Genomic DNA, 6,223 nt, shown 5'->3' with positions numbered 1-6,223 from the left:
GTGGAGGCGTTGGCTGCTCGTTTGGGTTCTCATGTCGGTGGCGGTTCACGTGCGGCGTTGACTGCGCAGGTGCGTCCGGTTCGGGTTCCGTTGTCGTTGGCGCAGCAGCGCATGTGGTTCCTCAACCAGTTGGATACGAGCTCGGCAGGGAACAACGTCCCGGTTGCGATAACTCTCACCGGAGAACTGGACGTCTTGGGGCTGGAGCAAGCGGTCGCCGACGTTATCGGCCGTCACGAGGTTCTGCGCACGGTCTACCCCGAGGTCGACGGCGTCGGCTACCAGAAGATCGTTGCACCGGCTGATGTCGACGTGAACCTCGCGGCAACCTCGGTCTCGGATTCGGAGATCGTTTCCGAGGTAACGAACTTCGTAGCGGCAGGCTTCGACGTGACGGCCGAGGTGCCGTTGCGCGCCAAGCTTTTCCAGATCAAGGCCGACGAGCACGTTCTGGTATTCGTGGTGCATCACATCTCGACCGACGGTTTCTCGATGGGCCCGCTGACCCGCGACGTCATGACCGCCTACTACGCCCGAACCAACGGCCAGGCTCCGACCTGGACGCCGTTGCCGGTGCAGTATGCCGATTACTCGTTGTGGCAGCGTGAGGTTCTCGGGTCCGAGGACGATCCGCAGTCCGTCATCGCGCAACAGATCACTTACTGGGCGCAAGCACTGGACGGCGTGCCCGAACAGTTGAATCTTCCGGGGGATCGGGCTCGGCCGGCGGTATTCTCCGGTCAGGGAGCGACATTCGAATTCTCGATCGGTCAGGAATTGCATGAGCGGCTGATCAGCGTGGGCCGGGAACACAATGCGTCGATGTTCATGGTGGTCCATGCGGCTCTGGCGTCGCTTCTCGCTCGTCTGTCGGGAACAACGGACATCAACATCGGTGCACCGATGGCCGGGCGAGGTGAATCCGAACTCGACGATTTGATCGGAATGTTCGTCAACACCCTGGTTTTGCGTACCGAGGTTGATCCGTCGGCGGCGTTCACAACACTTCTGGCCTCGGCTCGGGAAACCGACCTTCAGGCGTTCGCGCACTCGGACCTTCCGTTCGAGCGGCTCGTGGAAGTGCTGGATCCCGTTCGGTCGAGGGCACATCACCCGCTGTTCCAGGTGGCATTGGCATTTCAGAACCTGGGGCAGAACTCGTTGGCTCTGCCCGGTCTGACGGCGGCCGAGTTCGAAATCGACGAGACCGTGGCCAAGTTCGACCTGCAGCTCACGATCAGTGAGGTATCAGAAGGGCTGTCGGCGACGTTCACGTACGCGACGGATCTGTTCGACGAATCGACCGTCCGCGGATTCGCCGCACGATTGATGCGCATTCTGAACGGAATTGCGACGGACCCCGCAACTTCAGTGGGTGACATCGAAATCCTCGACGCGTCCGAGCGTGAGGTTCTGACGAGTCAAAGGGCTTCGTCAGGAGTAGCGCAGGCGCCGTTGGCCGAGATTCTTGCCGACGCTGCTGCGCGCTACCCGGACAACGTCGCTTTGCGCTACCCCGGCACGGCGCAGGCCGCGGCCGGTAGGTCCATGACGTATCGAGAGGTCGACGAGTGGTCGTCGAAGCTGGCCCGCGTTTTGATCAACCGTGGTCTCGGGGCTGAAGATCTTGTGGCGGTGTCGATTCCGAGATCCGTCGAATCGGTACTCGCGGTCTGGGCAGTGTCGAAGACCGGGGCAGCGGTCGTTCCGATCGATCCGCACTATCCGGCAGACCGTATCGCGCACATGCTCAGCGACTCGGGTGCGAAGGTTGGCCTGACCCTCGACGTCGAACGTCCGAATCTCGCCGACGACGTCGAGTGGTTGGTCGTGGACGGACCGCTCGGCGAACAGATGATCGCCGGAGTGTCCGGAGCGCCGATAGATGCCGAGGAACGTGTCCGTCCACTGACGACTGCTCATCCGGCTTGGGTCATCTACACCTCCGGCACGACAGGACTGCCGAAGGGCGTTGTCGCGACCAACGCGGGACTGGCGAGCTTCAGTGTCACGCAGGCCGCGCACTACCTCGTGAAGCCCACCTCGCGGACATTGCACTTCGCGTCACCGAGTTTCGACGCGTCGATGCTCGAGTTGTTCCTCGCGGTGGCCACCGGCGCGACGATGGTCATCGTCCCGCCTGGCGTGTACGGCGGCGACGAACTGGCTGAGGTGTTCCGTAGCGAACGAGTCACGCATGCGTTCATCACACCCGCTGCCCTGGCGTCGATGGACCCGAGCGGTCTGGACGACCTGACGGTGGTAGGCGTGGGTGGCGAAGCGTATTCGCCGGAACTGATCAGCAAGTGGACGACAGGGGACGGATCGGCCGCGTCGGCTTCGGCTCCCAGGACATTCCTGAATGTCTACGGCCCGACCGAGACGACGATCGTGACGAACGTCAGCGTTCCGCTTCTGCCCGGTGACCGAATGGACATCGGCGCCACGATCGGTGACATGGCCGCATTCGTCCTGGACACACGACTCAATCCAGTTCCACTGGGAGTCTCGGGCGAGCTGTATCTGTCCGGTCCTCAGGTGACCCGCGGCTATCATCGTCGTCCAGGCTTGAGTGCCGATCGATTCGTGGCAAACCCGCACGGTAATCCGGGCGAGCGAATGTACCGAACCGGTGACGTGGTGCGCTGGGTCGCTGGAACGGCACCCTCCACCTACGCCGTGGAATACGTGGGCCGCAACGATTTCCAGGTCAAGATTCGCGGTTTCCGTATCGAACTGGGCGAAATCGATGCATCGCTGACGGCACACCCCGAGGTCGAGTTCGCTGCGACGATGGGTACGACCCTGCCGTCGGGTGCCCCGGCGCTGGTGTCGTACGTGTTCACCGGAAAGCACGCTTCGGTCACTTCGGCGGAATTGATCGAATTCGTCTCCAGAACCCTTCCGGCCCATATGGTTCCGGCTTCGGTCATGGTCTCCTCGGACATGCCGCTCAGTCCGGCAGGCAAGCTGGACCGAAAAGCGCTCCCAGCACCGGTTTTCGAGACCAAGGAATTCCGTGCCCCGGTCACCGAGATGGAACAAATCCTGAGCGAGATCTTCGCGGACGTTCTCGGCCTGGATCGCATCGGCACCGACGACTCGTTCTTCGCTCAGGGCGGCGACTCGATCATGTCCATCCAACTCGTCTCTCGTGCGAAGGCACGTGGGGTCGTATTCGCACCCAGTGACGTCTTCGAGAGCAAGACTGTCGCGGCATTGGCCGAAGTGGCGAAGTATGCCGCCGACGTCGAGGCCGCGGTGGTGCTCGAGGAGTTGCCGGGCGGTGGAGTCGGCTGGATGCCGTTGACGCCGATCGAACGATTCATGGTCGAGCGCGGTGGCAGCTACAACCGATTCACGCAGACGATGACTCTCGAGCTTCCACTCGGAGTGCATCGAACCGACATCGTGCGAACACTCGCCGCAGTCGTCGACCACCACGACATGTTCCGCTCGCGGCTGATCTCCGACGGTCGCGGATGGGGGATGTCGGTCTCCGAGCCCGGAACCGTGGACGTCGAGGATCTGCTCAGCCGCGTCGATGTCGACGCGGCTGCGGACGAGTCGACAATTGTTCTCACGGCTTCCAAGGGCCTCGACGAGGCTCTCGGCCGGTTGAATCCGGCGGACGGCGTAATGGTTCAGTTCGTGTGGGTCGACTTCGGTCCCACTCGCACCGGGCGCTTGATCATCGCTGCACATCACCTGATCGTCGACGGGGTCTCCTGGCGAATCATCGTTCCGGATCTGGTGTCGGCTGCGGCTCAGATGGCCGGGGCGAGCGGAGCGACGGGGGATGTTGCTCTCGAGCCGACCGGTACGTCGATGCGACGCTGGGCTCATGCTTTGTCCGAAGAGGCCCATCGGGATTCGCGTGTGGCCGAGCTGGATACGTGGCGGAAGGTGTTGCAGACACCGGACCCGGTGCTGGGTAAGAGGGCGTACGACTCTGCCGTCGACGTTGCGGCAACGGTTCAGCGGATAAGCGTGACGGTCCCCACTCAGGTGACGGAGACTCTGTTGACCACGCTGCCGGAGGTTTTCAACGGCGGCGCCAACGACGGCCTGCTCGCTGGACTGGCACTCGCGCTGATCGAGTGGCGTCGCCGAGCCGGAATCGACTCGACGTCTGCCTTGCTGCAACTCGAGGGCCACGGTCGCGAAGAAGCCGTGATTCCTGGCGCGGATCTGTCAAGGACCGTTGGCTGGTTCACCGCTGCCTTCCCGATCAGTCTCGATCTTTCCGAGGTAGATCTGGGTGACGCTTTCGCCGGAGGTGATTCGGCGGGACGCGCGATCAAAGCAGTGAAGGAACAGCTTCTGGCGATCCCGGACAAGGGCGTCGGGTACGGACTGCTGCGCTACCTGAACGAAGACACGCGCGCAGTGCTTTCTCGCTTCGCCGGGGGACAGGTCAGCTTCAACTACCTGGGACGAGTTGTCGCCGAGGATCTTCCGGCAGGCGTCGAGGGACTCGGGTGGCTGCCGGCCGGCGATTTCGCCAACGTGTCGGCACCCGAAGACGTCGACATGCCCGCAAACAAGGTCGTCGACATCAATGCGATCGTCAACGACGGCGCAGACGGTGCTGTTCTGGAGGCCTCTTTCGCATACCCCGTCGGTGCCATCGACGGCGAGAGTGTCGAGACATTTGCACAGATTTGGGTCGAAGCACTGACTGCCCTGGCGGAGCATTCTCGCTCCGTCGGAGCCGGTGGACTCACACCGTCCGACGTGCCGCTTGTCTCCGTGAGCCAACGAGATATCGACGGCTTCGAGAATCGATTCGGTACGGTGACCGACATCTGGCCCCTGGCACCGCTGCAGTCCGGTTTGCTCTTCCACGCGATGTTGGCAGAATCCAGCGTCGACCTCTACTCGGTGCAGATGATTCTCACTCTGTCCGGGAAGGTGGATGCCGACCGCTTGCGCACTGCAGCACAGGGAATCATCGACCGTTATGCGAACCTGCGAACGGCATTCACGGCCGACGACGACGGAACGCCGGTCCAGATAGTCCTCGGAGACGTTCCAGTCCCGTGGCGGAACATCGATCTCAGCGATATTGCGGCCGTCGACCGTGAGGCAGCTCTGAACGAAGTTTTGACGGCTGACCAGGCGACACACTTCGATATGGCGTCACCGCCGTTGATTCGGTTCACCTTCGTCACCATGGCGGAGGGGGACTATCGCTTGGTGGTGGCGAATCACCACATTATTCTCGACGGTTGGTCGGTGCCACTGCTCTTGCAGAACCTGTTGGCGCTGTACGCGACGCGTGGTGACGACTCGGTTCTTCCGCGTGTGCGTAGCTATCGCAATTACCTGGCGTGGCTTGTCGATCAGGATCGTGATCGATCACTCACAGCCTGGGCGGATGTGCTTTCCGGCGTCGAAGAGCCGACGCTGCTTGCTCAGGTCACAGGCGGACAGGAATTCACCGCGCTGTCACAGAAGCTGAACGTGTCGATGTCGTCGGAGACAACCGCGGCGCTCACCGCTCTGGCCGCACGACTCGGGGTCACCGCCAACACGATCGTGCAGAGCGCGTGGGCGGTCCTGCTCGGTGCGTTGACCGGAACCGACGACGTTGTCTTCGGTGCAACAGTGTCCGGCCGGCCACCGGCGCTCACCGGCGTCGAATCGATGGTCGGGTTGTTCATCAACACCCTCCCCGTGCGGGTGCGCCTCGACGCCGCGGAGTCCGTCGAAGAATTGGTTGCCAGGGTCCAGATCGAGCAGGCGAGAATGCTTGATCATCACTATCTCGGTTTGACCGATGTCCAGAAAGCAGCGGACGTCGGAACACTGTTCGACACGTTGGTTGTATTCGAGTCGTACCCGGTCGACCGTGAGGGCCTCGCCGCACAGGCGGATGTTCTCGACGGAATGATGATCGACGACATTGCCTCGGACGATTCCACGAACTACCCGTTGACCCTGCTGATCGCACTCGACGAGCAGTTGCACTTGACGCTGCGGTACCTACCGGACTTCTTCGATGCCGACTACGCAACTGCGTTGCTGGACAGAGTTCTTCGACTGCTCTCCTCCGTAGCCACCGATCCTTCGGTGCGTGTTGGTGACGTTGATATTTTGGATTCTGTTGAGCGTTCGTTGGTGCTCGAGGGGTGGAATGACACGGCTCGTGAGGTTGCGGGTGTGTCGGTGTTGGACGGGTTCGATGCGCAGGTGGCGGCGTCTCCGGATGCGGTAGCGC

The 6,223-nt window shown here is 62.2% G+C and carries 1 protein-coding gene; it reads left to right on the top strand.

What is annotated here, in order from left to right:
• Positions 1-9: 9 nt before the first annotated feature.
• The coding region (locus ATN38_RS00345) for a non-ribosomal peptide synthetase (RefSeq protein WP_218747394.1) at positions 10-6,223 on the top strand (6,214 nt) is incomplete at its 3' end.

The organism is Rhodococcus sp. FH8 (genome assembly GCF_019266085.1).
Lineage (GTDB): Bacteria > Actinomycetota > Actinomycetes > Mycobacteriales > Mycobacteriaceae > Rhodococcus_F > Rhodococcus_F qingshengii.
This window is presented reverse-complemented; position numbering and strand designations above follow the sequence as displayed.